A 24,231-nucleotide genomic window follows, 5' to 3' on the forward strand; every position below is an offset into this window, starting at 1 on the left:
CCACCACGTCGGCCGGGCCCCCGCCCGCCAGCACCTCGACGGACTCGCGGACCTCAAGCGCGTTGCCCGCGGTCAGGCCGAGCGTCTGCGTGGACGGCTGTTGAGTTCAGCGGCGACGGCGGCGCCACGCCCCGGTCAGCGACGAGCGGCTCTGTTTCACGAGAAGGGGTTGCCGCGGGACACAAACGCCTGATCAGGTGGGCCGTCGACGGCACCGAGGCACGGATTCTCGCCGCCGTCCTGGCCACGGCCGACACGGATGACGACGTGAGTGGACGGTCCCCCACCATCTGCCGGGCCCATCGGCACGCGGCTGGGCTTCCGAAAAGGGGGGCTGCGCGACGGGGGCGTGTGAGGTGGCGTCGCCGACGACAGCGGGCTCACGCCAGCCCGCCCTTCCGTCAGCCCGACGCGACGACCAGGTCGACACCCTGGACCAGGGTGCGCGCCGCGGACCGGGAGTCGCCGAGGCAGCCCGCGACCATTGCCCCGTCACGTAGGGCGACCACCAGGTCGGCGGACTGCCGGGGGTCCGCGACGCCCATGGTCGCGAAGGCGTCCTCCAGTACCTGGTGGAACCACTCGCGGTGCCTCAGCACGGCTTGGTGGATCGGACACTCCCGATCCGGGTACTCCGCGGCCGCGTTGATGAACGGGCAGCCCCGAAACCCCTTACCGCAGATCTCCTCGCCGATGCCGTGCGCGACGACGCCGAGCAACGCGGTACCTCCCCCCGTCTTCTCGGCCGCCACTGCCACCCGGGTCCGGATGTCGTGATCGGTGGCGTCCAGGTAGCCGCGCACCAGGTCGTCCTTGCCCTCGAAGTGCCGGTAGAAGGTGCCGCGTGCGACGTCGGCCTCCGCCATCACCCGGTCGACGCCGACAGCGCGAATCCCCTCGGTGTAGAAGAGCCTGCTCGCCGTGGTCAGCAGCCGCTCCCTCGCCGCCGACTTGCGGTACGCCAAGGCCGACCAGTACCGCAACCTCTTCCTCAGCAACCGCGTCAGCAGCAAGGCCGCCGCCGAACTCGCCGCCACCCAGAGCCCCGCCGCCCCCGAGGCACTCGGCGAAGCCTCCGGCGCCCCCGCCTGGAAGACCATCCAGTCCTGGTACCTCGTCTCCAAGGACGACCACGTGATCCCGCCCGCCACCGAGCGCTTCATGGCCGAGCGCGCCCACGCCCACACCGTCGAGGCCGACACCCCGCACGCCGCACAGGTGACCAACCCGGGCATCGTCACCGACCTCATCGAGAAGGCCGCCGGGTCCGTCCACTGACAGCAAGCGGGCCCCGGCATCGCCCGGCGGCCCGGCCGACCCCGCACGACGGCCCAGGCCGTCGTGCGGGGAGGGGGCGTGGACGGCGCGTCCGCCGAACGGCGCGCAGCCCGTCCCGCACACGAAGGAAGGGGCATGGACATGTCCGATGAGCACGGCATGTCGGTGACCGACAAGGTCCTGGCGTTGCTCCGCGCCTTCTCCCACGAAGACCCCGCGCTCACCCTCACCGAGTTGTCCAGGCGAACGGGCCTGGCGCTGCCGACGGTTCATCGTCGTGCTGCCGAACTCGTCGCCTGGGGAGCCCTGGAGCGTGGACCCGACCGGCGCTACCGGGTGGGCCTGCGGCTGTGGGAGGTGGCCACCCTCGCGCCTCGCGGCTTCCCGCTGCGCGACGCGGCCCTGCCGGTCCTGTACGACCTGTACGACGTGACCAAGGAGCAGCACATCCATCTCTCCGTGCGGGACCACCTGGACGTTGTCTTCCTCGAGCGTCTGAGCGCGCCGGGCGCCCCGCAGGCCGACAGCCGGGTGGGAGGCCGCTTCGGAGCGTTCGCCACGGGAGCGGGACTCGTCCTGCTCGCCCACGCGCCTGACGACGTTCGAGAGGAATAGAGTGCGGAAGGTCAGTAGTCGCTCACCCTGTCCGGTCCGGCGGCATCCCGAGGATTTCAGCCCAGGGCGGGATAGTCGCCGGCAGCGAGGTCGTCGATCAGGCGTGGGTGGGTGGGCTTCCAGCCGAACCGTTCCCGGGTCAGTGCACTCGACGATGGCATGTCAAGGGCGAACACGTGACCGATGGGGCCGAAGCCCTCAGCCGGCGCCGACTCGACCGGGACCGCGAGAACGCCGCCGATGGCCTCGGCCAGCGACCTCATGGTGTCGCCCTCGTCGGTCACCGCGTGCAGGACCGTGCCCGGCGCAGCGTCCTCGAGTGCGATGCGGAACAGCCGGGCCGCGTCAAGCAGGTTGACCGCCGGCCACCGCTGTGTGCCGTCGCCGACGTACGCTGACACGCCCGTCTTCTGCGCGGCGGCGATGAGCACCGAGCAGAAGCCGTATGTCGACCCGCGTTGGTGCACGGAGCGCGGCAGCCGCACGACAGAGGATCGGACGCCCTGGGCGGCCAGGGTCAACACCGCGTCGGAAGTGCGGCCGCGGCCACCGACCGGACCGTTGGTGGTGTCGCGGTCCTCCTCGGTGGAGGTGTGGCCCGGCACCATCGGCGTGAGGCCGGCATGCACGAACGGCTTGCCACTGCCTTCGAGTGCGGCCGCGAGGGTCTGCACGGCGCGCGCTTCCTCGTCGATGCCCTGTTCCAAGTTGCTCCAGTCGTTGCTGAAGGCCAGGTTGATGACACCGTCGGCCTGCGTGGCGCCGGCACGGAGGCTGTCGAGGTCGGTGAGGTCGCCGCGGAGCGGCGTCCCGCCGGCGGCGGCGACGGCCGTAGCCGCGGCATCGGAGCGGACGAGGGCGAGGACCTCGTGACCAGCCGTGATGAGTTCGGGAACGACAGCGGAGCCGATGCTGCCGCTGGCGCCAGTGACGAAAACGCGCATGGGAGGCTCCAGATGACTGCTGCGACACTGCGTCGCAGGATGGGTAGGGGTCAGGCGTGGCGGTCGTAAGTGTGTGGATCCACGGGTCGCTTGGACTTGGGAAGCCCGCCGACCACGAGACGGTAGGAGTCGGTGACGAGTTCCTTCACCAGCTTGTCGTCGATGGCGTCTCCGCCTTCCACCGTGATCCAGTGCCTCTTGTCCATGTGGTAGCCGGGGGTGATGCCCGCGTATTGCTCACGCAGGGCTGTGGCGTCGTCAGGATCGGCTTTCAGGATCAGGACGGGGCGTCCAGGCATATCGGTCATGAGCATGAAGACCTTGCCGCCCACCTTGTGGAGCTCCCAGTCGGGGCCGAAACGACGCTCCTGGTCGGTGCCGGGTAGTTCCGCGGTGTAGTCGCGCGCGATCTTCTGCAGTTCCTGTCCGTCCAAGGTGATTGACTCCTCTGTCGGTTCGGGTCCTTGCGCCGGTCGGTGGCCGATGGCCGTGGCGTGGATCGGGACCATGACCTGCCGCTCGGACGGTGGCCGTCCACCACCTACGGGAGGACGCGGATGACGGTCTTCCCGAGGCGCCGGGTGGTCGGATTGAGGGCGCCGATGGCATCGTCGAGGCTCGCGACGTCGCCGATGTTGGTCCGCAGCCGTCCGTCCCGCACCCGCTGCACGATCTCGCCGAGTGCGAGGCGATCGGCTTCGACGACGAAGTCGACGGCCAGGCCGTCGGCGGGCCGTGCTTCGACGGGGCCGACGATGGACACCAGTGTTCCTCCGGCCCTGATGAGGGCGGCGGACTGCTTTTGGACGTCGCCACCGATGACATCGAAGACCAGGTCGACGCCGCCGACGTCCTTCAGCGTGTCGTTCTCGAGGTCGACGAACTCGTGCGCGCCGAAGTCGAGGGCCTTGTCGCGGTCGGCGGAGCGTCCGGTGCCGATGACGTAGGCGCCGGCTTCACGCGCGAGCTGGGTCACCATCGTCCCGACTGCCCCGGCTGCGCCGTGGGCGAGGACGGTCTGACCGGCCTGGAGGCGGCCGTGCTGGAACAGGCCCTGCCACGCGGTCAGACCTGAGATCGGCAGGGACGCGCCTACCGTGAAGTCGACGTCGCCTGGCAGCGGTGCGAGGTTGCGTGCTTCGATCGCCACGTACTCCGCGAGGGTGCCGTCGCGGTGCCAGTCGGCGAGGCCGAACACCCGCTGCCCGACCGAGAGCCCCGTCGTGCCGTAGCCGAGAGCACTGACCACTCCGGCCAGCTCGTGGCCGGGGATCGACGGGGTCTTGTCACGGCCGGCGCGATCGGCCCAGGTGGACGGCCACTCCATCTCTGTGGGGACGAAGCCCGACGCATGGATCCGAACGATGACGTCGTTGATCGCTGCGAGCGGCTCAGGCCGCTCCGTCAGCGTCATTCCGGCCGTTCCGGCGGCCGGGTCGGTGACCACAATGGCTTTCATCGAAATGGCTCTTCCTGGTAGGTGTGGTGGGTTTTGGTTTCCGGGCGGCCTTTTAGACGAAGGTGAACAGCTGGTCCGGGTCGAAGCGTGAGATCGGGGTGGTGTACACCCTTTCCGGGTCGGGGTAGCCGAGGGCCAGCAGCACCGTCGTGGTGTGTCCCCTCTCGCGGATCTTGAAGGCCTTGTCGACACTGGTCGGGTCGAACCCCTCCAGCGGCGTGGCCTCGACGCCGAGTTCGGCGGCCGCCATCATGGTCAGGCCCACCGCCATGTAGGTCTGCTTCTCCATCCAGTGGTTCAGGTCCTTGTAGCCGTAGTTGCGAAGGTTGAGGAAGTCCCGGGTCATGGATTCCCACAGCTCCTGCTTGGATGGATCAGGGAACCGGCCATCGGCCCTCTCCTTTGCGAACACCGCCTCGAGGTGGGTGTCGGGCAGATCTGCCCGGGTGGTGAGGATGATGGTGTGCGACGCGTTGAGGATCTTCTCGCCGTTGTCCCGGAATCGTTCGCCCAGGTTGTCGGCGAGCCGCTCCTTGCCTTCGGACGTGGCGAGGACATAGAAGTGGTTGGGCTGTACGTTCACCGATGACGGCGCGGAGCGCAGGAACCGCAGCAGCTGCTGAAGGGTTTCCCCCGGAATGGTCTTGCTGGGATCGAAATACCTGGTGAGATGCTTGTTCATGAGCTTATCGAGGTTCATGGGAATATGCCTTTTTCTTGCGATGAGTGGGTGAGGAGCGGTGATTCGCAGGGTCTGGGCTAGTTCGATCCGCGGGAGATTAGTTCGCCGATGCGGTCGAAGCTGGTTCCTGTCGTCGCGGTGCTGAGGTCACCCGCGACGAGAGCCGTAATGGCCTGGTCGAGTGCCTCCATTGCGTGGGTGTAGAGCGCTGGACCCACGCTGATGCGCTTGACCCCGGCCTTCTGCAGTTCGGCGACGGTCAGCACCTTGTCCGCCGGCGAGACGAGGACGTTCACCGGCGTCGGCGCGACGGCGGTGACGATCGCGACGAGCGCGTCGAGGTCGGGTGGGTAGGGGGCGTAGAGCACATCCGCGCCGGCCTCCGCGAAGGCCGTCAGACGCCGGATGGTGTCGTCGAGATCGGGCCGCCCCTGGATGAAGTTGTCGGTGCGGCCGGTGACGACGATGCGCCCCTTGGCAGCCTCGACGGCGCTCCGTATGCGGTCGACGGCTTCGTCGAAGTCGCGGATCGGTTGATCGGGATTGCCCGAGGTGTCCTCGATCCCGATACCGGCCAGGCCGGACTCGACGGCGGCTTCCACGGTGGCAGCGACGTCCTCGGGCGTGTCGCCGTAGCCGTCCTCGAAGTCCCCGTTGACGGGCAGCCCGGTGAGACGGCCGAGCAGCCGCGCATGCTCAAGGTGCTCACCACAGGTGACTTCGTGACGCCCGTCGGACCGGCCGAGTGTGGTGGCGAGCGCCGCCGATGACGTCGCGATCGCCTCGAAGCCGGCATCGGCCAGCATCAGCGCCGACAGGCCGTCCCATGCGTTCGGCATGACGAGGCCGCCGTCGCGGGTGTGCAGCGCCATGAATTTCTCGTAGAGGTCGGAGCCCGGCATATCGAACCTTTCCCGAGTGATCGCTTTGGGGCGGTGAGGGGTTCACCGGCTGTGTGCGCAGCCTCGACGGGGTCCCGGCAATCAGCCGGGCGTACCGGCCGAGTTGGCAGCGGGGATGTCGCTGTGCCTCGGCTGGCCGGCTCCGGCCTCGCCCCCCTCTTTGTGCAGCCGGACTGGGCCGAGCACTGAGAAGTCGATGCCTGCATGCATGGTGCCTACCGCCCTGGAGATCCTCGTGAGGCCACGCTGCTTGGCTGTCCGCAGGGAACCGCCTTCTCCAAACGTACCGCAGATCGGCGACTTTTTCGGACCAGATAGTCCTCTCATCCTGGCGAGGCATCCGGATTCTGTGCGGCTAGTCCCCATCTGTGGCGGGTGAGGCCCTGGAATCAGTGGACGAAAACGTCCTCTCGTGGTCACGCATCGCTGGGCCGCCTTCGCCCGTCGGGGAAGCGTGGTCACGTACGGAAACCGCGGCGGAACCCCGTGTGACGCAGCGCCGGGACTTCTTGGTGCCGCCTCGCCGTCAGGGGCAGCTCAGCTCCGGTGCGGCTATGGCTTTCGGCGCGCATGAGCGTCGTGCGGAACCGGTTCAGGGAGGGGGATCCGTCGTGGCGCCACCGTAGGAGGTGGTCTTCGATGGGGTCCCAGATGCGTTCGGGGCCGCCTTGGCGGACCCGCCAGGCGTGCGGACCGGGCTGGAGCAGGGCCCGGCTCCCGGCGGCGGTGTCCACGAGCAGCTGGCCTTGGGTGCCGAGGTCGAGCCGTTGTGCCCCGGGTGCTGTGGTCTCGGCCACGAACCGGGCAGCCCAGTCGTCCAGGATGCTGGCGTCGATGACGGTGCCGCCGTCGGTGACGGGGAGCATGCCCAGGTGCGGGCGAGCATGCAGGAAACCTGCCCGTTCAGGAGCCGTCCGGTCGCACTGCCGTCGTCGTGGACGGTGAGGCGGGCCAGTTCCGAGGAGTGCATCCACCCGCCCAGGGCGGCCAGGATCTGGCCGCCCTGGGCGGGTCTGGGAGCCACCGCTCTGGGATGGTGAGGGCGCCGCAGGTGGCGATGACCCGGTCGTGCGGGGCGGCGTCCTTGTGTCCGGCCAGGCCGTCGCCGGTGATCAGGCCGGGGGCGTGGCCGAGGGTGGCCGGCGTGGTTGCGGCCGCGCCCGCAACCGCTGGGTCCATTTCGACGGAGGTGACCAGGTCGTCTCACAGGCGGTGACACAGCAGCGCGGAGGAGTAGCCGGTGCCGGTGCCGTCGCATGACCAGATACGACCTCGCCTTGTCGAGGCAACGTTGCCACGGGGGACCCGGAAGGCCTCTTCCGGCGCGGTTGCGCGGCAGCCAGTCCTTGAACGTTGGCCAAGGTGCCGCGTCGTCTTGGCTGGTGGGCGGTGGTGGCCGGTTGCCGCTCGCAGGCGAACGGTGCTAGCTGTCCGTTCGGCGAGCGGCGTCGGCCGGATGTTGGAGAGGTCGGTCCGGCGGAAGACCGTCAGCTCACCGCACGCGGGTACCGGCGCGGAAGACCGCCTGTACGTCGAGGACGGCTGCGGGATCATGCGCAAGGTCGCCGCCCACGACGAGAAGGTCCGCGTCGGCACCGGCGGAGATGCGGCCCTTGCGGCCCTCGACGCGGCACAGGCGGGCCGCCAAGCTGGTCATGGACCTGAGCGCGTCCAGCGGCGCGACGCCCAGCCGGGCGAGGTCGGCCACGCCGTGGGGGAGGACGTTGTGGGGCTTCCAGGGCCCGATGCCGGCGTCCGATCCGATGACGACATGCGTGCCGTGCTTGTGCAGGTTGCGGTACGTGTCCAAGACGCTGTTGACATGTGCGGACATGGCATGTGCGGTCATGGCCTTGGGCGGCTGCACGGCTTGTCCGGGGGCCAGGCCCAGCGTCAGGCTGACGAAGGTGCCCTTCCTCGCGATGGTGTCGATGAGGTCAGGGTCGGTGGCGACGCCGTCGGCGCTGAGGAAGGAGACGTGTTCCAGGCTGTCGACGCCCGCATCAACGGCGTCCCTGATGGCCTGGATGCCGTGGGCGTGGGCAGCCACCGGCAGCCCGAGGCGGTGTGCTTCGTCCACGACGGCACGCAGGTCGTCCAGGCTGTACTGGGATGCGTGCGGCGGTACCGAACCGGGTGTCATGTGGCCGCCGCTGGCCATGATCTTGACGACGGAACAGCCGCGGGTGTGACGCTCGCGGACGGCGGCACGGAGCGCTTCGGCGCCCTCGACCTCGCCGCCGAGGAAGTGGCAGTGGCCGCCGGGCGTGGTCAGCGGGGGGCCGGCGGCCAGGATCTCCGGACCCTGCTCCGGGTGTTCGGTCAACTCCTCCACGAGAGTCAGCGAGAGGTAGCCGCGGTCGCCGAGGTCGCGCATCGTGGTGATGCCGGCCAGTAGGGCGGACTGGGCGGCGGCCCGCATGTGTGCGAGCAGGTCACTGTCGGAGGCGGAGACCAGGGACGTCACGGGGTCCGGTCCGGCGTCGAAGGCGAGATGGACGTGAGTGTCGATCAGGCCGGGCAGCAGACAGGCCGAGACGCCGAAGTCGATGACCTCGCTGCCGTCGGCGGGCAGCGCGCCGGTTCGGTCGACGCGCACGATACGGTCCCCCGAAACATGCACAGTGGCCGGACCCGACAGGGTGTATCCGTCGAACATCGAACCGGCATGCAGGGCAAAGGAATTCAACAGTATTTCTCCGATCGGAAGGCGTGGGTCGCTCGGCGCCTCGGCACATGCGGGATTCGACTCCTGCCAGGTCGACGAAGGGGTTCGCACGGGAGCCCCGCCGACGGCCCCTATTCGGCAGTGCGGGGGCCGCTCCTTGACCAGGCGATGCTTCGCCGCCCGGGACGCATGGTCGGTGAGGACTGCCGCCTGTGAGGCTGGTGCCGCCGTGCCCGATGCCCTCGCAAGGTCTGCGCCCCGTCAAGAAGACGACGTTGCCCCCACTGGTGTGGCAATGCGCCGTGAGCGTGGGGGGCGTCAGCCGAAGAACTTCTCCAGCTCGGCGGCGAGCGCCGCAGGCTGCTCCTCGGCGATGTAGTGGCCGCTGTCGGCGATGGTGGCGTAGCGGATGTCGGTGGCCTTGCCCTCCATCATCGCCTGCACCACGGCGACGTACTGGCCACCCAGCCCCAGGACCGGCATCGTCAGCGGCGGGTAGGAGTTGTTGTCGGCCAGGTCCTGGTGGAACGTCCGGTACACGCCGAAGGCCGCGGCCACCGCTTCGGGCGCGTCGTAAGCCGCGGCGTATACGGCACGGCTTTCCTCGCTGATCCGCTCCGGGTGGAGCGCCAGGTGCTCGGTCGACCAGTCGATGATGTGCCGGAACCGTCCCGCCAGCAGCTTGACGGGCAGGCCGTCGACCTGGCTCAGCGGATACCACCAGGCGTTCGGCTGTTCCGGGGTGGGGAAGGGACTGATGACGTCGAGGAATATCTGGGAGAAGGGTCCGCCCTCCCAGATGGCGAGCTTCTTCGTGGCCTGGGGGTGGTTCGCGGCGAAGCTGTAGGCGACCATCGCCCCGATGTCCCCGCCGGCGATGTTGACCTGCTCGTGGCCCAGGCCGCGGATCAGTTCGTGGACGTCCTGCGCCATGTTCTTCTTGTCGTAGCCGCCGGCGGGCTTGTCCGACGCGCCTTGCCCGCGGTAGTCCACGGCGATGACGCGGAAGCGCTGCGCCAGTGGGGGGAGGAGTTCGCGCAGAGCGTGCACGGTGCGCGGCCACCCGTCCATGAGGACGAGCGGCTCGCCCTCGCCTCCGGTGACGTAGTGCAGCCGGGTGCCGTTCACGTCGGCGTAGCCGTGTTCGAATCCTTCGAGCATGCTTGGTTCTCCTGTGTGCGATGGCGGTCACTTGCCCGGAGGTCGGGCCATGACCGGTTGAACGCCGGCCTTGCCGGCGGATGCCCCCGTGCATGACGAGCACCCGGCCCTCTTTTGCCGCAACGCGGTCGGGCCGTGGGTGGTGTGGAGTCAGGAGGGTTCCGGAAGGATGATCGACTTCGCCAGCCCGGCCATGATGTCGAACCGGGCGAGCTGGTCGTCGTCGATGACCGACGGAGGCCCCTCACCGGGCCGGGCGGGGAGGGCGTGATCGACGAAAATCTGTTCCAGGCCCGGAGGCGTGAAGATGAAAATCATCCTTGCGGCGTGGCTGCCCTTGTTCTTGAAGCGGTGACGGACCCCCCGGGGGATGTGAATGAAGTCGCCCGCGACCGCGGTGAAGAGATGGTCCCCGTCGAGGAACTCCAACTCCCCGTCGAGGATGTAGAACGTCTCCTCCTGCTCGGGGTGCGCGTGAGGAACGGGTCCGCCGCCGGCCGGAACCGTGGCCTCGATGAAGCCCATCCCGCCGTTGGTCTGCGCACCCGTGGCCTTGATCGTGTAGACGTCACCCGCGGCCCACACCGTCGGGCCCTTGCCTGACGGCACATGGAGCGCGCCGCGCTTGTTCCAGTGCGGGTCGTGTGAGTCGAGATCGGCCAAGGAAAAGGTCATCGGTTCCTCGAAGTCTGGCTGGGATTGACATGGAAGGCGTCACAGCCGTCCGTCCGGGCCTGTGACGCATCGCGAAACCGGGCATGTCGCCGGCCGGGAAGGCGGAGCGTCAGGCGCTTCGGTGGAGGGGAGTGCCTTCGACCCGCCAACAGCCCTGTTCCGCGGGGGGATGCACGGAGTGATCACATCTGGATCGTGGAGGGAAACCCCGTGTCCGGAGTCCCCGGGATCAAGGCATTCCCGCAACGGTCGCGGGCGGCCGTGATGGGGTCACGCGTCACGAGCAATCTCGCACCGAGTTCCGTCCCATGAAGCAGGTATGACCCCGTAACTGATCGCAAAGTCGCACAGGAGCCCGGCAACGCCCCAACCGACCCTAACAATTACCTTACGGAGTTCCATTCGCGGCCTTTCGGTTCATTGTGATTGCGAGGCGGATGACTCGGAGCGCTGCCCGGCGCCTTCGTCACCCCTCCGCGGACACGGCGTGGGCCGTGCAAAGGCGCGACAGCCCGCCGTCCGCCGCGAAGCGGCCGTGCTGGTCGCAGTCATGAGCGAAGGGTGTGATCGGCGCTGCGACCCGACAGGGAGCGGCGAGCGACCGAGCTCAGTCCGTGGACGGCCGGCCTTCGACAGGAAGGGACCGCTTGCCCAGGTTCCGCCAGGCTATGGCGCCCAGGAGCGGGGTCAGGACCATGATGACGACCCAGCCCGCCTTGGGCAGTATGCGAATGCGGGCTTCGGGGGTCCTTATGCAGTCAACCAGAGCATAGATGTACAACACCGCGATTATCCCGTATATCGCGCATTCCAGCACTGCCGTCACGGGGTTATCTCCTGTGCCGCAGCAGTGATTACCGCAGGCAGTCCGGCAGATCCCCTGTCATGCCCGGTAGTTGTGGTCACGATGATTCCGCCCTTCCTGTGATCGTTACGGTTGGCTCGGTGCGCAGCCAGGCAACTTCGTTGCCCCTGAGCGAATACGGTCAGGAGTTGGCCGGGCGGCGCGATCCGCCGGCTCGCTCCGCTGCCACTTCCTCAGGTGGACGAGACAGCCACCGCCAATGTGACGGGTGCGGCGGGGCTTGCTGACGAAGGAGCGCTTGCGTGCCATCGGCCAAGCGCGGCGCCCGGCAGGAGACGGAGCATCCCTGGGGCCCCACGCCCTGGCCAACTCGTGGGCGCCGAAGCGAACGTGGCCGGCGATGCGGCCCTTCGGGCCGGGGTGCCGGGGAGTCGTCCGCCGGCCCGCCGTCGCAGACGCCGACCGGCCGGATCGTGTCGCCACCGCGCCGCCCCGTGGCCATGTCGTCGTTGGGACATGTCGCTTCCGCGACATGCGGATACCAGTGACATGTGCTGGGACACCACTGATTCTGTCGTGCAGCTCACGAACTGGCTCTGAATGAAAGGTGTCTGACGGATGTCATGGTTCCGTCTATCGACGGCGATATCGACCGTACTGGTGGTGACGGTCGGCGGTGTGGCGTCCGCCTCCGCCGGTACGGGTGCGGAAGGAAAGGCGCGATTCGTCGAGCGCGCGAAGGCGGATTCCGCCACCGTGCGACTGCTCACCGGCGACCTGGTGACCGTGACCTCGTTGCCCGACGGAAGGCGTACCGCCTCGGTGCGGCGCGGGCCCGGGCGCGAGCACGTCTCCTTCAGGACGCTGGAGGGGGACGACAAGGCGCTCACGGTGGTGCCGTCCGACGCCGAGGCGCTGGTGACCGCCGGCACGCTGGACCGCCGGCTGTTCGACGTGACGGCGTTGATCGCCCAGGGCTACGACCAGGCCCACGCCTCCGCATTGCCGCTGATCGTCGCCTCCCGGCCCGCAGCGGACGGGACCAGAGGGACCGCGCGTGCGGCCAAGGCCGCCGCGGACACCGCCGACCGGCTGGTGGCGTTCCACGCGCCCACCACGCCCGCCCGGAACCTGCCCAGCATCGGCGCCCGCTCGCTGCGGGTCGCCGGCGACGACCTGGGTGCGTTCTGGAAGACGCTGAACCCTGGTGGGCCCTCCGACGCCGCCCGCGCCGCGGTCGCTCCGCGGATCTCGCTGGACGGCAAGGTCAAGGCCGTTCTGGACCGCAGTACCGCGCAGATCAACGCGCCCACCGCCTGGAAGGCCGGTTACGAGGGCCAAGGCGTGAGGGTGGCGGTCCTGGACACCGGTGTGGACGCGGCCCACCCCGACCTGGCCGGGCGCATCGCCCAGGCCAAGGACTTCTCCGGCAGCGGCAACACCGACGACCGCTTCGGTCACGGCACGCATGTCGCCTCGACCGTCGGCGGCACCGGCGCCGCGTCCGCCGGGACGCGGCGCGGCGTGGCGCCCAAGGCCGACCTGCTGGTCGGCAAGGTACTGGGCGACAACGGTTACGGCACCGAGTCGCAGGTCATCGACGGCATGGAATGGGCGGCCGACGAGCACGCCGAGGTCGTCAACATGAGCCTCGGCTCGGAGAGCGCCTCCGACGGCACCGACCCGATGAGCCAGGCCGTCAACACCCTCACCGCCTCCACCGGCACGCTGTTCGTCATCGCCGCCGGAAACGCGGGCCCGAGTCCGGGCACGGTCGGTTCCCCGGGTGCGGCCGACGCGGCGCTGACCGTCGGGGCCGTCGACCGCGACGACTCGCTGGCCCCCTTCTCCAGCCGCGGCCCTCGCGCCGGCGACGGGGCGGTCAAGCCCGACGTGACCGCTCCCGGTGTCGGCATCGTGGCCGCCCGCGCCTCAGGCACCACCATGGGCACCCCGGTCGACGCCGACTACACCTCCGCGTCCGGCACGTCGATGGCGACCCCGCACGTCGCCGGCGCCGCCGCGCTGCTGGCCCAGCAGCACCCGGACTGGGGGGCGCAGCAGATCAAGGACGCCCTGGTCAGCACCTCGCACACGGTGGCCGGCACCAAGGTGACCGAGCAGGGCGGCGGCCGCATCGACCTGGCCACCGCGATGGGCCCGGTCACCGCCACCGGCACCGTCATGCTCCCGGAACTGCAGGCCGGAGCGACCCGCAGCAACCGGCGGGCCGCGACCGTGCGCTACACCAACACCGGCGACAAGCCGGTGACGCTCTCCCTGGCCGTCGATCTGGCCACCACCACCGGGCGCGCCCTCGCGGACGGCGCGGTCACCCTGGGCTCCAAGACCGTGCAGTTGGACCCCGGCGCCACGGCCGAGGTGCCGCTGAGCACCGACGCCGCCCGCGCGACCGCCCGCGGTACCTACTACGGCTACGTCACCGCGAAGTCCACGGACGGCACCGTTCTCGCCCACACCACCGTCTCCCTCAAGGTGCGGGGCAAGACGCACCGGCTGACCGTGGTCTACCGCGACCGGCAGGGCCGGGTCGTGCCCGGCATGCTGCCGAACATCTGGGGTCCTTCCTACGGGTCCGGCGACGGGTTCGTGCCGTACACGGACAGGGACACGGCGACCGCCGAGGTGGAAGAGGGCACCTACCAGATCAGCGGTAGCTTCTTCGAACAGGTCGAGGACGGCTTCGAGGCGGGCGAGCTCGTCAACCCCGAGGTGAAGGTCACCAAGGACATGACAGCGACGCTTGACGCCTCCAAGGTCACCGAGGTGAAGATCCGCACCCCCCGGCCCGCCGAGCAGCGCGGCATCATCGGCACCACGTTCCACCGCGTGATCGACGGCAACGGCCTGATCCAGGGCCACATGATGTTCGACATCGTCAAGCGGCTCTACGTCAGCACGACCGCGCCGGTCACCGACGGAACCTTCGAGTTCAACTCGCGCTGGCAGATGGTGGCCCCGCAACTGCGGGTCAAGGTCACCGGCAGCTCCCTGGAATTCATCCCCTACTACGAACTGGACTCCAAGGTCTTCGGGGACAAGGGCGCCCGGTTGACCGCCGTGGACGCCGGCACGTCCGCGGCTCCGGACTTCCGTGGCGCGCGCGGCAAGGTGGCCGTCGTACAGGTCCTCTCCATCGCCGACGACACGAGGACGCTGGCCCGGGCCGCGGAGACCGCAGGCGCGAAGGCACTGCTGCTGGCGTGGCCGGAGGGTGAGCTCTCCTGGACACGGTGGCGCCCGGACGGTGAGCGGATGGCACTGCCCACCGTACGGATCTCCTTCAAGGAGGGGGCGGCCCTGCTGAAGCTCGTCAAGCAGCGGACCACCACCGTGGAGTTCTCCGGTACGGTGCGCAGCCCGTATCTGTACGACGTGATGCAGGTGTCCAAGGGCTTCGTTCCCAAGAACCTGGTGCACACCGTCTCCGCGCGCGAGAGCGCCGTGGTCCGCAGCACCTACACCCGCACGGGTGCCTCGACCTGGGCGAGCGAGCAGCGCTTCGGGTGGCGTCCGTACCAGGACACCGCCTGGAACCAGTACAGCCGCTACGTCCCCAACGGGCGGGAGCGCGTGGAGTACGTGACCGGCGGGGACACGCTGTGGCGCCATGTCGTGCACCACAACGTGGTCGACAACCCCGACAACACGCTCTCGGTCGGCATGCGCGACCTGCCACGCACCTACCGGCCCGGTCAGCGGGCGGCGGAGCGGTGGTTCGGGGCCGTGGTCCGTCCGTCGATCCCGCGTGGTGCGCCCTGGCCGTCGGTGCGCAAGGGCAACACCATGTCCGTCTTCGTTCCGGAGTTCAACGACTCCGGCACCGGCCACTGGTCGCTCTACGAGCTCAACGTCATCGATTGGGGCAGAGGAGCGGGCGCCCGCGGCGCCGGAGCGGACCCGGTGGACGACACCGCCACTGCGGTCCTCTACCGCGACGGACAGCAGATCGCCGAGTCGAGCCAGGGCGCGTGGGGCGACATCGAGGTGCCCGCGGGCGACGCCGAGTACCGGCTGGACCTGGAGACCACCCGGGTGTCGGACGACTGGCGCTTCGGCGCCGGCACCCGCACCTCGTGGACGTTCCGCTCCGGTGCCGCCGCCGACACGACGCTGCTGCCGCTGCTCCAGGTCGACTACGCCGTGCCGGTCGACGCCCGCAACGCGGTCGGCTCGCAGCGCACGCACAACCTGGGACTCAACGTCCGGATGCAGGACGGAATGGCGGCGCCGCGCGGCGTGCGGCTGTTGGTCGAGACCTCCTACGACGACGGGAAGACCTGGACCACGGCACGTACGGCCCCCAAGGGCAGCGGCTTCACCGCCACCGTGCAGCGGCCGGCCAAGGTGCACGGCGACGCGTACGTGACGCTGCGCGTGACTGCGAAGGACGCGGCAGGCAACTCCGTCCGGCAGACGGTCGACCGCGCCTACCTGCACAGCGGCGCACGGTGACAGGGACTGCAACGCTGACCAGTACCTCGTGACGTCGCGGCGGGTGCCGGGGTATGTGAGCCCCGGCACCCGCACCCCGTCAGAAGCGCATGCGGCCCCGCGGGACATCGACCACGCGACAGACGGTCCAGGTCGCCCTTGCGGCGCCTACCTGCGGTTCCTCGCCGCGGCGGTGGCGCGGTAGGGGGCCAGGAAAGCGGTGAGTGCCGCCAGCAGTTCCTGCGGGGCCTCCTCGGCAACCCAGTGGCCGCTGCCCGGGATGACCAGGGACTGCACGTCGTCTGCCGCGAGCTTCATGGTGGTCGTCACTCCCTCTCCGACGCTTTGCGCTCCACCGATGGCGAGGACGGGGATGGTCAGGCGTCGCTTCACGCGGTCGGCGTTCTGCGCGAAGGTGGTGTCGAGGTCGCGGTACCAGCCGAAGCTGCCGCCCAGCGCGTGACGGTGCGAGGTGAGGGACTCGATGTAGTACCGGATGGCGTAGTCGGGCAGCTTTCGCGCGGCCTTGGTGTCGAGCTGCCAGCCGAAGTAGACGTCCTCCCGGCCTGCCACCAGGAGCTCGTTGACGTCGTCGAGCCGGTTGAAGGGGAAGTGCCAGAGCATGTTGTTGGCCTGGGCGGGGCCGAGCAGAGGCGGCGAGGGCGTCACACCGGGAATGACGGCTTCCGCGACGGCGAGACGGTCGACGCGGTGAGGGTGGTCCGCTGCGAGCGCGTAGCCGATCGGCATGCCCGTGTCATGGCCGACCACCGCGAAGCGTTCGTGGCCGAGGGTGTCCATCAGCGCGGCCAGATCGTTCGCGAGGGTGGCGGTGTCGTAGCCGTCGCGGGGCTTGTCGGTCAGCCCGATGCCGCGCTGGTCCACGGCGATGACCGTGTGGTTCCGCGCCAGCACCGGCATGACCAGGCGCCAGGCGTACCAGTTCTGCGGCCAGCCGTGTATCAGGAGCAGGGGCGGCCCGTCGCCGCCGACGACGGCGTGCTGACGTATGCCACCGGCCTGGATGAGCCGGCTGGTGAACGTCCGACGGAACCCTGCCGGGAGCCCGGGAACACCGGACACGGATCCGAAGCCCTTCGGGGTCTGCCGCGGAGCGGCCGTGGCGGGCAGAGCGGAGACACCGGTGAGCGCCAGACCGGCAGTGACGGCTGCCGCGCCGCCGACGAAAGCGCGCCGGGAGACCTGGCGCGGCGGCTGGTCCGGGCGCGATGACGACATGCCGGGGCCAACTGGGCCGGGCGGTTCGATGGGAGAGGGGTTCACACTCGGTTCCTTTTGCGGTGGTGATCAGACGACGCCGGCGGGGCAAGGCGCCCGGCGACGGGGTGGGGTGCCGGCAGTGCCCGATGGCGTGACGTTGCGCCGGTACGAGCCCCCTTGCGTCCCTGCATGCGGCACGCCTGGCATACGAGGAACATGTAAGAGCATATGCTCCTATGTTCGGAAGGGCGATGCGGTGTGCTCTGGCTCATTCCGGAGGAGGGGCCCGGCCCCGCATCGGCACGGGTGGTGGACCTTCCCAATTAAGAGTAGATGCTCGTATAGTGCACGGGAAGCCTGTGGAGGACGCAATGACAAGTGCTACGTCGAAAGCGGACCTGTGCAACAACCTGGCGCTGCGGAAAGCGTCACGGTACCTCGGCGCGACGTACGACAAGGCGCTGGCCCCGCTCGGCCTTCGGGCGACGCAGTTCAGCATCCTGCAGCAGCTCAGCGTCCACGAAGAGATGACGATCACCGCCCTCGCCGACGTGATCGCCATGGACCGCACGACCATGGCCTCCAGCCTCAAGCCCCTCGCTCGCGAGGGGCTCGTCACCGTCGAGACGTCGGCAACCGACCGCCGGGCACGCATCGTCGCCGTCACGCCCGCCGGCCTGGCCCGGATGGGGGCGGCACTCCCGCGGTGGGAGGGGGTGCAGGCGGAATTCGAGAAGAAGTTCGGTGCCGAGAACGCGGCCAGGATGCGCGCCTTCCTCGATGCCGTCCTCGACACCGGCTTCGATCCCTGGGCTGAGTGAACACTGCGACTGCGCCGTGCTGGGCGGTCGCGCGGCTGTCCATGGGGCCGTCGCCCACAGGCGAGGTCTTTCCGCGCTGAGGACCTCGGATCCGCCGCGGTGCGTGAAGGCCGGCAAGGGCGTGTTGGCGCCTTGCCCTTCCGTAAATAGGAGCATATGCTCTTATTTGTGAGATGGTGGCCCGGCGCGGCCGCCTGCAGAACTGGTCAGCGCGCAGCTCGGCGCCTTCCCCGACTCCAGGCCCCTTGAAGAGGCCGGTTCCAGTGCCGACTGAGCCCCGCCTCCGGTCACCGCAACCGCCGAGAGATCGCTGACCCCGCATCGCGAGAAGGAACCACGTCATGACCCTTGTGAAGGCAGCTGCCGTCCAGATCAGCCCCGTGCTCTACAGCCGTGCGGGCACGGTCGGGAAGGTGGTGGAGAAGATCCGTGAGCTGGGACGGAAAGGTGTCAGGTTCGCGGTCTTCCCGGAGACCGTTGTCCCGTACTACCCCTACTTCTCCTTCGTCCAGCCGCCCTACACCATGGCCAAGGAGCACCTGCGGCTGATGGAGGAGGCGGTGACCGTGCCGTCCGCCGACACGGATGCGATCGGCGCGGCGGCCCGCGAAGCCGGCGTGGTCGTCTCGATCGGCGTCAACGAACGTGATGGCGACTCCCTGTACAACACGCAGCTGCTCTTCGACGCAGACGGCACGCTGCTCCAGCGCCGCCGCAAGATCACGCCGACGTACCACGAGCGCATGGTCTGGGGGCAGGGCGACGGCTCCGGGCTGCGTGCCGTGGACAGCGCCGTCGGCCGCGTCGGCCAGCTCGCCTGCTGGGAGCACTACCAGCCCCTCGCCCGCTACGCCCTGATCGCCGACGGTGAGCAGATCCACGCCGCCATGTTCCCCGGCGCGTTCGGGGGCCCCTTGTTCGCGCCGCAGATGGAGGTGGCCATCCGTCAGCACGCGCTGGAGGCAGCCGCCTTCGTCGTCAACGCCACCGCCTGGCTCGACGCCGACCAGCGGGCGCAGCTCGCGGCGGACACCGGTGCCCCGGCCGGGGTGTTCTCCCAAGGGTTCTTCACCGCCATCGTCGACCCCGAAGGGGGCATCATCGGCGAACCGCTCACCTCGGGTGAGGGAGAGGTGATCGCCGACCTGGACCTCACGATGATCGACCGGCGCAAGCGCCTGATGGACGCCCGGGGCCACTACAGCCGCCCCGAATTCCTCAGCCTGCAGATCGACCGCACACCCACCGCACCGCTGCTCGACCGCAGCACGCACACGCCGGTCCAGCGCGTCCACATACCCAACGACGGCCTGCACTCGGAAGTCTGAGGCCACCCCGCGTCAGGAGGCGTTGCCGCTGGTGGGCACGCCTCCTTTCCGGTGCCACGGCGCGTCCGGACCGGCCGGCCTCGCGGAGAACGCTGGTCGAGCGGAGCACCGTGTGTCCTCGGAGGGCACGTGCGCAAGCTTGTCCGGGTTGAGGACCCTGCGGTAGGCGGTGATCAGACCGTCCTTGATCTCCACCGTGTCTACGGAGACGGCTCGCCCGTCCCTGCGGAGGAGGAGCGCTGGCTCGCCTCCGACCTCGATGGCCTCAATACTGTCCGCGCGCAACAGGCGCCCCGCCCGCATCATCACCATGGCGATGCGCGCGCCGCCCCGGATGAGCTTGCGCGCCGCGACGACCCTGCCGCCACCGTCGGTGACATATACGGCATCGGGATGCAGCAGACGCACCAGGCCGGCCATGTCCCCCGCTTCGTAGGCGCTGCGGAAGGCGGCGATGAGGCGCTCGCGCTCCGCCCGGGAGGCGCCCACGGTGCGCTGCCTGGCCCCGGCCACCTTCCGCCGTGCTCGTGAGGCGAGTTGTCGGGCGGCCGCCACGGAGATGCCGAGCACGTCGGCGATGCGGCTGAACTCGAGACCGAACACGTCATGGAGGATGAAGGCCACACGCTCGGGCGGCTTCAGTTCTTCCATCACCACGAGCATCGCGGATCCGACGGATTCGTCGACCAACACCGGCTCGGATGCGTCCGGCCCCGTCAGCAGGGGCGCCGGCAACCACGGCCCGACATAGGTTTCCCTGCGGGCGCGGGCGGACTTGAGGATGTCATACGACCGTCGCGCTGCCACCGTGACCAGCCAGGCCCGCAGGTCACGGACGTCGCGTAGGTCGGCTGTGGCTGCCCGCAGCCATACGTCCTGGGCCACGTCCTCGGCATCGGCGACGCTGCCGAGCAAGCGGTACGCCGCTCCGAAGACGGCGGGCCGGAGGGTTTCCCACTCGTTCTCGAGCATCCCAGGTGGCCTGGGTGCATGACTCGCGTCCATCGACGTGGCCTCCTTCGCCCCGGTGTTCAGGTGGGCACCTCCCTGCACGGGGAGTACGTGTTGGGAGAGGCCCATGTCGTGCAGACCTGCCGGTCGCGCTCCAGGGTTCGGCGCACATGTCGCCTCGGCGGCAGCGTGCGCTTGCGCCGGTGCCGGCACGTCCAGCGACATGTGGCCAGCGGTTTCGCCGGGCCTCAGCAATAGGAGCATATACTCTCAGTGTCGAGGTCCCTGACGGGCCTCACCCCGCGCGGGCCGGATCGGCAGGGTTGCCCTCGGCCAGATGAGAGCATCTGCTCCTATCTCTCGCCGGCACCGGCAACCGATCGATACGCAAGCCCGCTCCGGCCGGATCTTCGAAGGAGACACGACATGGCGAACGCGGAAAGCAGTGACACCGACCGCCAGGGACTCAGCTACTACCCGTGGTGGCTGGACAACCTGGCCGACGACGTCACGCTGGAAGGCGCCGCCATGAACGGCACCGCGCGTGGCGCGGAAGCGGTTCGCGCCATCGTGGTCAAGGCCCGCGAACTGTACGAGTTCCAGAACTTCAGCTTCACCGGAGACTTCGGTGACAACGGTTTCCTCGAGATCTACGACGCCGCGGTCCTCGGCGAGCCCATGAAGGTCGTCGTCACGGTCACCTGCAACGCCGACGGGCAGGCCCAGGAACTCGCGGTGCTCCATCGGCCGCGCAACACGCTGCTGCTCTTCTCCCGCGAGATGAACAAGAAGTTCGCCGGCACCCCCCTCGCCGAGCACTTCCTCGCCGGCGAGTCCTGAGCCGATGGTTGGGCCGTCCGGCCCCGTCGGCTACGAGGGGGTGGATCCGATGTTCGTTGCGCGCGCCCGCCAGTCGTGCTTGGCTCACCGGATGGACTTTCTCTTGACGGCAAGTGGCCTGCGCAACGAGACGCTGCGAGATGCGCTGCGGGACATGCTGGGAAAGCCGTTCGGATCGGCGAACGTCGTGTTCGTTCCCACGGCTTCGGTCGCCGAGCCCGGGGACCACGGGTGGGTTGTCAAGGACGTGAACCGCCTGCACGGCCTCGGCTGGCGGGAGTTCAACGTCCTGGAGCTGAACGGCCTGCCCCGGCAGATGGTGCTCGACCGGCTGCTCCACGCCGACGTCATCTATGTCGAGGGCGGCAGCCACTACCACCTTGCGCGCAGCATCACCGGCAACGGCCTGGCCGACGGCTTCCTTGAGGCGCTGGAGAGCCGGGTCTATGTGGGGGTCAGCGCCGGATCAATGATCTTCAGTCGTCATCTCACCGGGCATTCCGCCGACGTCATCGGGGACACTGCGGACCTCCACGTACTCGGCGCGACGAACGTGGAGCCGCCGTTCGGCCTCTTCGACTGGTATCTCAAGCCCCACCTGTACTCGCCGGATTTTCCCGAGCGGGATGACGCCTGGGCTGATCGCATCGTTGCGCGGGCGGACTTTCCGATCTACTTCATCGACGACGAGACAGCCGTTCGCGTCAGGGACGGCAAGGAGGATGTCGTCTCCGAAGGCCGGTGGCGGTTCCATCCGTGACTCAGCTCCTGGTGGAGAGTCCCGGGCAGGGCAGTGCGGCGCCCACGGGCCGCGCTGATGCGGAGCCGATGCGGGACTCGGGCGTCCTGGAGGCACAGGAAATGGGAGGCAAACCGGGCCACACCTATCCGGTGAACGTGCGCGGGCGCTTCGAGGCCCGCTACAGCACCCGCCGGGACGGCAATTCGGGGCGACCGCAGGAAGTCTTCGCCTTCGGTGAGTTCGCCTGTCATCGCCTACGCCGACACGCGCCAGCCCTTTTCGACGTCGCCGTACGGGCCGCGGGGTTGACGCCCTCCTACGTGAGTGGCCGATCTCCAGCGGCACCGCACCATCGGGCAAGAAGAACGCGTCGTACCACCGCACCCGCCGGGCAGTGACTCCTAGGGGTATTGGACGACATGTGGGCTGAGGCCTTCGGCAACGTACTGTGCCGGACCGATGGGTGGCTTCACCGTACCCACACGTCTGGTACTCCAGCAGGATTTCGCTGTCTGACCTGCGGGTTTCACTGGGCGGCTGGAGTGTAGCGGGCCGCGGAAAGGTCAAGGGTGGCTTTCGGTAGGCCGCCCCTCGATCATGCGAGAGCGACGTAAGTAGTGGCAATGGCGGGCGACTGCTTGGCGTTGTCGGCGCCAGTCCGACCAGCTCAGCGCGTGGTGTCGTCCTCGGTGTCCAGGCAGCTGCGGGGATCGGGGGGAGACAAGCTGCCAGGAGTCGCCGAATCTCCGCCACTGTGAGCGCAATGGTCCTGGCTGCCTCATCGGTTCCGCCCCCTTTTCCCGGACCTGGTGCGCCGTGACGGCCAGGAAAGCGTGCGCGAGCATGGCGAGGGTGATGTGCCGGTACCAGCCGGTGTAGCGGCGGACTTCGTACTGGTCCAGGCCGCATTCGTTCTTCGCGGCCTGGAAGCACTCCTCGATCGCCCAGCGCGTCCCGGCGATCCGTACCAACTCCTGGACGGTGGTGCCCAGGGGAGCGTAGGCGAGGTAGTAGGCGATCTCGTCGGGCTTGCGGATACTGCGCCGGGCCATAGCCCACCGCATCCAGTGGGGGATCTCGCCTTGGTAGTCGAACTCGGCAACGGCCGGCAGCCGTACTGCTGCCCAGTGGTAGACACGTGGTCCACGTGGCCGCGCCGTGGTCGGGGCAGTCTCCTGGCGTGATCGACGACTTTGCGGGTGCTTCTTGGGACCCGGAACTCGACGAGCTCTTCCTCCGTATTGGCCATCGTTTCGGCCGCGCTGACCTGCGCCGCAGGATGCGTGACGACACCCGTGGCCTGCTCGGTCCGGTCAGCCGAAAGAACGGCTGGCAACTGGCCGAGTTCGCCGGCCATCGGACACCCGACGGCTTCCAGCGGCTGTTGAACAGGGCTATCTGGGAAGCCGACGAAGTCCGCGACGACCTGCAGGCATACGTTGCCGAACAGCTCGGAGACGCCGAGGGCGTCTTGATCATCGACGACACCGGCTTCGTCAAGAAGGGCACCACCTCCGCAGGCGTGCAGCGGCAATACTCCGGCACCGCCGGCCGCACCGAGAATTGCCAGATCGGAGTGTTCGCCGCCTACGCCACCACCCGCGGCCGGGCCCTGGTGGACTGGGAACTGTATCTGCCCAGGTCATGGACCGACGACTCCCAGCGCTGCCGCGCTGCGAAGGTCCCCGAAGACCGGGCCTTCGCCACCAAGGGCGAACTGGCCAAGACCATGGTTTGCGGGCCCTTGCCTCACCGCTGCCGATCGCCTGGGTGACCGCCGATTCCGCCTACGGTCAGGAATGGCGCTTTCGCCGTCTGCTGGAGGAAGCCGCCGTCGGCTACGTGCTTGCCGTTCCGAAATCTCAGCACGTGCCTCGCTTCGGCCGCATCGACTACCTGTTCTCACAGGCTCCGCGGGAGGCGTGGGAGAAGCGCTCGTGTGGCAACGGCGCCAAGGGTCCTCGCTTCTACCACTGGGCGGCCGTCCAAATCCCAGCGATCGAGGACTTCGACGGTGACACGCCCACATCAGCGTTGGGCGCTGGCGCGGCGCAGCATCACCAAGCCCGATGAGATCGCCTACTACCTCGGCTATGCCCCGGTGGGTACCGGCATCGACCAACTCGTTACGGTCGCAGGACGCCGGTGGGCCATCGAGGAATGCTTCCAGGCCGCGAAGAACGAATGCGGCCTGGACCAGTACGAAGTCCGCCGCTACACCGGCTGGTACCGGCACATCACCTTGGCCATGCTCGCCCACGCGTTTCTCGCGGCCACCGCAGCTCAAGCGGCGGCAAAGGGGGATGCAGAAACGGTTCCGGCACCCTGGTCCCACTCACCGTGGCAGAAGTCCGCCGGCTCCTGGCAACTCGCTGCCCGCCCCAACCCGGCCGGCAGCTTCGCATCCACACGGTGAGCTGGTCGCTCTGGCGGCGCAGACACCAGGCCATCGCCCGCCACTGCCACTACAGGCGACGACTCCACTCGATGGAGGGGCGGTCCGGCAAGACCGCCCCCGACACACAACCCCCGCCCTACACTCCGAACGGCGCCTGTCACCAGGCCACATAGCGAAACGCTGCTGGAGTACTAGGACTTGTCCGCCCGATCATGTGACTACTCGCCGTCCAGGTCGTTGATGTGGACATGGGGCGGGGTGATCTGACAGACGCAGAGTGGGAACG

General features: G+C 68.9%; 20 protein-coding genes and 3 pseudogenes. 9 read left to right on the plus strand and 14 right to left on the minus strand.

Features of this window, described 5'->3' with window-relative positions; all coding sequences use genetic code 11:
* Positions 1-180 precede the first annotated feature (180 nt).
* A pseudogene (locus ABZ312_RS42655) lies at positions 181-336 on the plus strand (IS5/IS1182 family transposase); the annotation flags it as partial.
* A 65-nt stretch (positions 337-401) separates the two neighbouring features.
* Here the strand turns inward: ABZ312_RS42655 and ABZ312_RS42660 are convergent.
* Positions 402-965 carry a TetR/AcrR family transcriptional regulator gene (locus ABZ312_RS42660; protein WP_500440026.1) on the minus strand — a complete coding sequence of 188 codons (564 nt, stop codon included), beginning with the start codon at positions 963-965 and terminating at the stop codon, positions 402-404.
* Here ABZ312_RS42660 and ABZ312_RS42665 point away from each other — a divergent pair.
* Positions 922-1,278: an alpha/beta fold hydrolase gene (locus ABZ312_RS42665; RefSeq protein WP_500331975.1), complete on the plus strand. Its 357-nt coding sequence runs from the start codon at positions 922-924 to the stop codon at positions 1,276-1,278. The genes ABZ312_RS42660 and ABZ312_RS42665 overlap by 44 nt on opposite strands.
* A 135-nt stretch (positions 1,279-1,413) precedes the next feature.
* Positions 1,414-1,893, plus strand: coding sequence for an IclR family transcriptional regulator (locus ABZ312_RS42670; RefSeq protein WP_500440027.1), 480 nt, complete (start codon positions 1,414-1,416; stop codon positions 1,891-1,893).
* A 56-nt stretch (positions 1,894-1,949) separates the two neighbouring features.
* On the opposite strand, the gene ABZ312_RS42675 is transcribed toward ABZ312_RS42670, so the two are convergent.
* The 10 genes from ABZ312_RS42675 to ABZ312_RS42720 form a co-directional block, all read right to left on the minus strand.
* A complete protein-coding gene (locus ABZ312_RS42675) occupies positions 1,950-2,837 on the minus strand; it encodes an SDR family oxidoreductase (RefSeq protein WP_500331973.1) in 888 nt (295 codons plus the stop codon).
* A 50-nt stretch (positions 2,838-2,887) separates the two neighbouring features.
* Positions 2,888-3,271 (minus strand): MmcQ/YjbR family DNA-binding protein, encoded by a 384-nt coding sequence (locus tag ABZ312_RS42680; protein ID WP_500331972.1) that lies wholly within the window; start codon positions 3,269-3,271, stop codon positions 2,888-2,890.
* A gap of 107 nt (positions 3,272-3,378) precedes the next feature.
* Positions 3,379-4,296, minus strand: coding sequence for an NADP-dependent oxidoreductase (locus ABZ312_RS42685; protein WP_500356517.1), 918 nt, complete (start codon positions 4,294-4,296; stop codon positions 3,379-3,381).
* A gap of 52 nt (positions 4,297-4,348) precedes the next feature.
* Positions 4,349-4,996 (minus strand): nitroreductase family protein, encoded by a 648-nt coding sequence (locus tag ABZ312_RS42690; protein ID WP_500440028.1) that lies wholly within the window; start codon positions 4,994-4,996, stop codon positions 4,349-4,351.
* Positions 4,997-5,055: 59 nt separating this feature from the next.
* Positions 5,056-5,880, minus strand: coding sequence for an isocitrate lyase/PEP mutase family protein (locus ABZ312_RS42695; protein ID WP_500331969.1), 825 nt, complete (start codon positions 5,878-5,880; stop codon positions 5,056-5,058).
* 458 nt (positions 5,881-6,338) lie between these two features.
* Positions 6,339-6,746, minus strand: coding sequence for a hypothetical protein (locus ABZ312_RS42700; protein ID WP_500440029.1), 408 nt, complete (start codon positions 6,744-6,746; stop codon positions 6,339-6,341).
* 626 nt (positions 6,747-7,372) lie between these two features.
* The gene (locus ABZ312_RS42705) at positions 7,373-8,479 is read right to left on the minus strand and encodes a metal-dependent hydrolase family protein (RefSeq protein ID WP_500440030.1); all 1,107 of its coding nucleotides are present in this window, start codon (positions 8,477-8,479) and stop codon (positions 7,373-7,375) included.
* Between the two features lie 387 nt (positions 8,480-8,866).
* Complete coding sequence (locus ABZ312_RS42710; protein WP_500331966.1) at positions 8,867-9,709, minus strand: alpha/beta fold hydrolase; 843 nt, start codon at positions 9,707-9,709, stop codon at positions 8,867-8,869.
* 150 nt (positions 9,710-9,859) lie between these two features.
* A complete protein-coding gene (locus ABZ312_RS42715; protein WP_500356510.1) occupies positions 9,860-10,384 on the minus strand; it encodes a cupin domain-containing protein in 525 nt (174 codons plus the stop codon).
* Between the two features lie 607 nt (positions 10,385-10,991).
* A complete protein-coding gene (locus tag ABZ312_RS42720; protein WP_500356509.1) occupies positions 10,992-11,210 on the minus strand; it encodes a PLD nuclease N-terminal domain-containing protein in 219 nt (72 codons plus the stop codon).
* Between the two features lie 597 nt (positions 11,211-11,807).
* Between ABZ312_RS42720 and ABZ312_RS42725 the strand changes: the two genes are divergently transcribed.
* Positions 11,808-15,665 (plus strand): S8 family peptidase, encoded by a 3,858-nt coding sequence (locus ABZ312_RS42725; RefSeq protein WP_500440031.1) that lies wholly within the window; start codon positions 11,808-11,810, stop codon positions 15,663-15,665.
* 147 nt (positions 15,666-15,812) lie between these two features.
* Here ABZ312_RS42725 and ABZ312_RS42730 read toward each other — a convergent pair whose 3' ends face one another.
* Complete coding sequence (locus ABZ312_RS42730; protein WP_500356506.1) at positions 15,813-16,883, minus strand: alpha/beta fold hydrolase; 1,071 nt, start codon at positions 16,881-16,883, stop codon at positions 15,813-15,815.
* Positions 16,884-17,236: 353 nt separating this feature from the next.
* Between ABZ312_RS42730 and ABZ312_RS42735 the strand changes: the two genes are divergently transcribed.
* Positions 17,237-17,686 (plus strand): MarR family winged helix-turn-helix transcriptional regulator, encoded by a 450-nt coding sequence (locus ABZ312_RS42735; RefSeq protein ID WP_500356504.1) that lies wholly within the window; start codon positions 17,237-17,239, stop codon positions 17,684-17,686.
* Between the two features lie 341 nt (positions 17,687-18,027).
* A complete protein-coding gene (locus ABZ312_RS42740; protein WP_500331961.1) occupies positions 18,028-19,014 on the plus strand; it encodes a nitrilase-related carbon-nitrogen hydrolase in 987 nt (328 codons plus the stop codon).
* Positions 19,015-19,026: 12 nt separating this feature from the next.
* On the opposite strand, the gene sigJ is transcribed toward ABZ312_RS42740, so the two are convergent.
* Positions 19,027-19,986 (minus strand): RNA polymerase sigma factor SigJ, encoded by a 960-nt coding sequence (sigJ, locus tag ABZ312_RS42745; RefSeq protein WP_500331960.1) that lies wholly within the window; start codon positions 19,984-19,986, stop codon positions 19,027-19,029.
* A gap of 405 nt (positions 19,987-20,391) precedes the next feature.
* On the opposite strand from sigJ, the gene ABZ312_RS42750 reads away from it, so the two are divergent.
* A complete protein-coding gene (locus ABZ312_RS42750) occupies positions 20,392-20,805 on the plus strand; it encodes a hypothetical protein (RefSeq protein WP_500440032.1) in 414 nt (137 codons plus the stop codon).
* 91 nt (positions 20,806-20,896) lie between these two features.
* Positions 20,897-21,565, plus strand: a complete 669-nt coding sequence (locus tag ABZ312_RS42755; protein WP_500331958.1) for a Type 1 glutamine amidotransferase-like domain-containing protein — start codon at positions 20,897-20,899, stop codon at positions 21,563-21,565.
* 545 nt (positions 21,566-22,110) lie between these two features.
* Here the strand turns inward: ABZ312_RS42755 and ABZ312_RS42760 are convergent.
* Positions 22,111-22,518, minus strand: a pseudogene (locus tag ABZ312_RS42760) (IS701 family transposase); the annotation flags it as partial.
* A gap of 308 nt (positions 22,519-22,826) precedes the next feature.
* Here ABZ312_RS42760 and ABZ312_RS42765 point away from each other — a divergent pair.
* A pseudogene (locus tag ABZ312_RS42765) lies at positions 22,827-23,867 on the plus strand (IS701 family transposase); the annotation flags it as partial.
* Positions 23,868-24,231 lie beyond the last annotated feature (364 nt).

Origin of the sequence: Streptomyces sp. NPDC006207, assembly GCF_040613835.1 — a bacterium.
Taxonomy (GTDB): domain Bacteria; phylum Actinomycetota; class Actinomycetes; order Streptomycetales; family Streptomycetaceae; genus Actinacidiphila.

Bases quoted from the DNA above. Each gene is read 5' to 3' on its own strand.
- ABZ312_RS42690 (WP_500440028.1), bottom strand. From the start codon at position 4,996: ATGAACCTCGATAAGCTCATGAACAAGCATCTCACCAGGTATTTCGAT.
- ABZ312_RS42710 (WP_500331966.1), bottom strand. From the start codon at position 9,709: ATGCTCGAAGGATTCGAACACGGCTACGCCGACGTGAACGGCACCCGG.
- ABZ312_RS42715 (WP_500356510.1), bottom strand. From the start codon at position 10,384: ATGACCTTTTCCTTGGCCGATCTCGACTCACACGACCCGCACTGGAAC.
- ABZ312_RS42695 (WP_500331969.1), bottom strand. From the start codon at position 5,880: ATGCCGGGCTCCGACCTCTACGAGAAATTCATGGCGCTGCACACCCGC.
- ABZ312_RS42700 (WP_500440029.1), bottom strand. From the start codon at position 6,746: ATGCTCCCCGTCACCGACGGCGGCACCGTCATCGACGCCAGCATCCTG.
- ABZ312_RS42750 (WP_500440032.1), top strand. From the start codon at position 20,392: ATGGCGAACGCGGAAAGCAGTGACACCGACCGCCAGGGACTCAGCTAC.
- ABZ312_RS42730 (WP_500356506.1), bottom strand. From the start codon at position 16,883: ATGTCGTCATCGCGCCCGGACCAGCCGCCGCGCCAGGTCTCCCGGCGC.
- ABZ312_RS42675 (WP_500331973.1), bottom strand. From the start codon at position 2,837: ATGCGCGTTTTCGTCACTGGCGCCAGCGGCAGCATCGGCTCCGCTGTC.
- ABZ312_RS42740 (WP_500331961.1), top strand. From the start codon at position 18,028: ATGACCCTTGTGAAGGCAGCTGCCGTCCAGATCAGCCCCGTGCTCTAC.
- ABZ312_RS42685 (WP_500356517.1), bottom strand. From the start codon at position 4,296: ATGAAAGCCATTGTGGTCACCGACCCGGCCGCCGGAACGGCCGGAATG.
- sigJ (WP_500331960.1), bottom strand. From the start codon at position 19,986: ATGCTCGAGAACGAGTGGGAAACCCTCCGGCCCGCCGTCTTCGGAGCG.
- ABZ312_RS42725 (WP_500440031.1), top strand. From the start codon at position 11,808: ATGTCATGGTTCCGTCTATCGACGGCGATATCGACCGTACTGGTGGTG.
- ABZ312_RS42755 (WP_500331958.1), top strand. From the start codon at position 20,897: ATGGACTTTCTCTTGACGGCAAGTGGCCTGCGCAACGAGACGCTGCGA.
- ABZ312_RS42735 (WP_500356504.1), top strand. From the start codon at position 17,237: ATGACAAGTGCTACGTCGAAAGCGGACCTGTGCAACAACCTGGCGCTG.
- ABZ312_RS42670 (WP_500440027.1), top strand. From the start codon at position 1,414: ATGGACATGTCCGATGAGCACGGCATGTCGGTGACCGACAAGGTCCTG.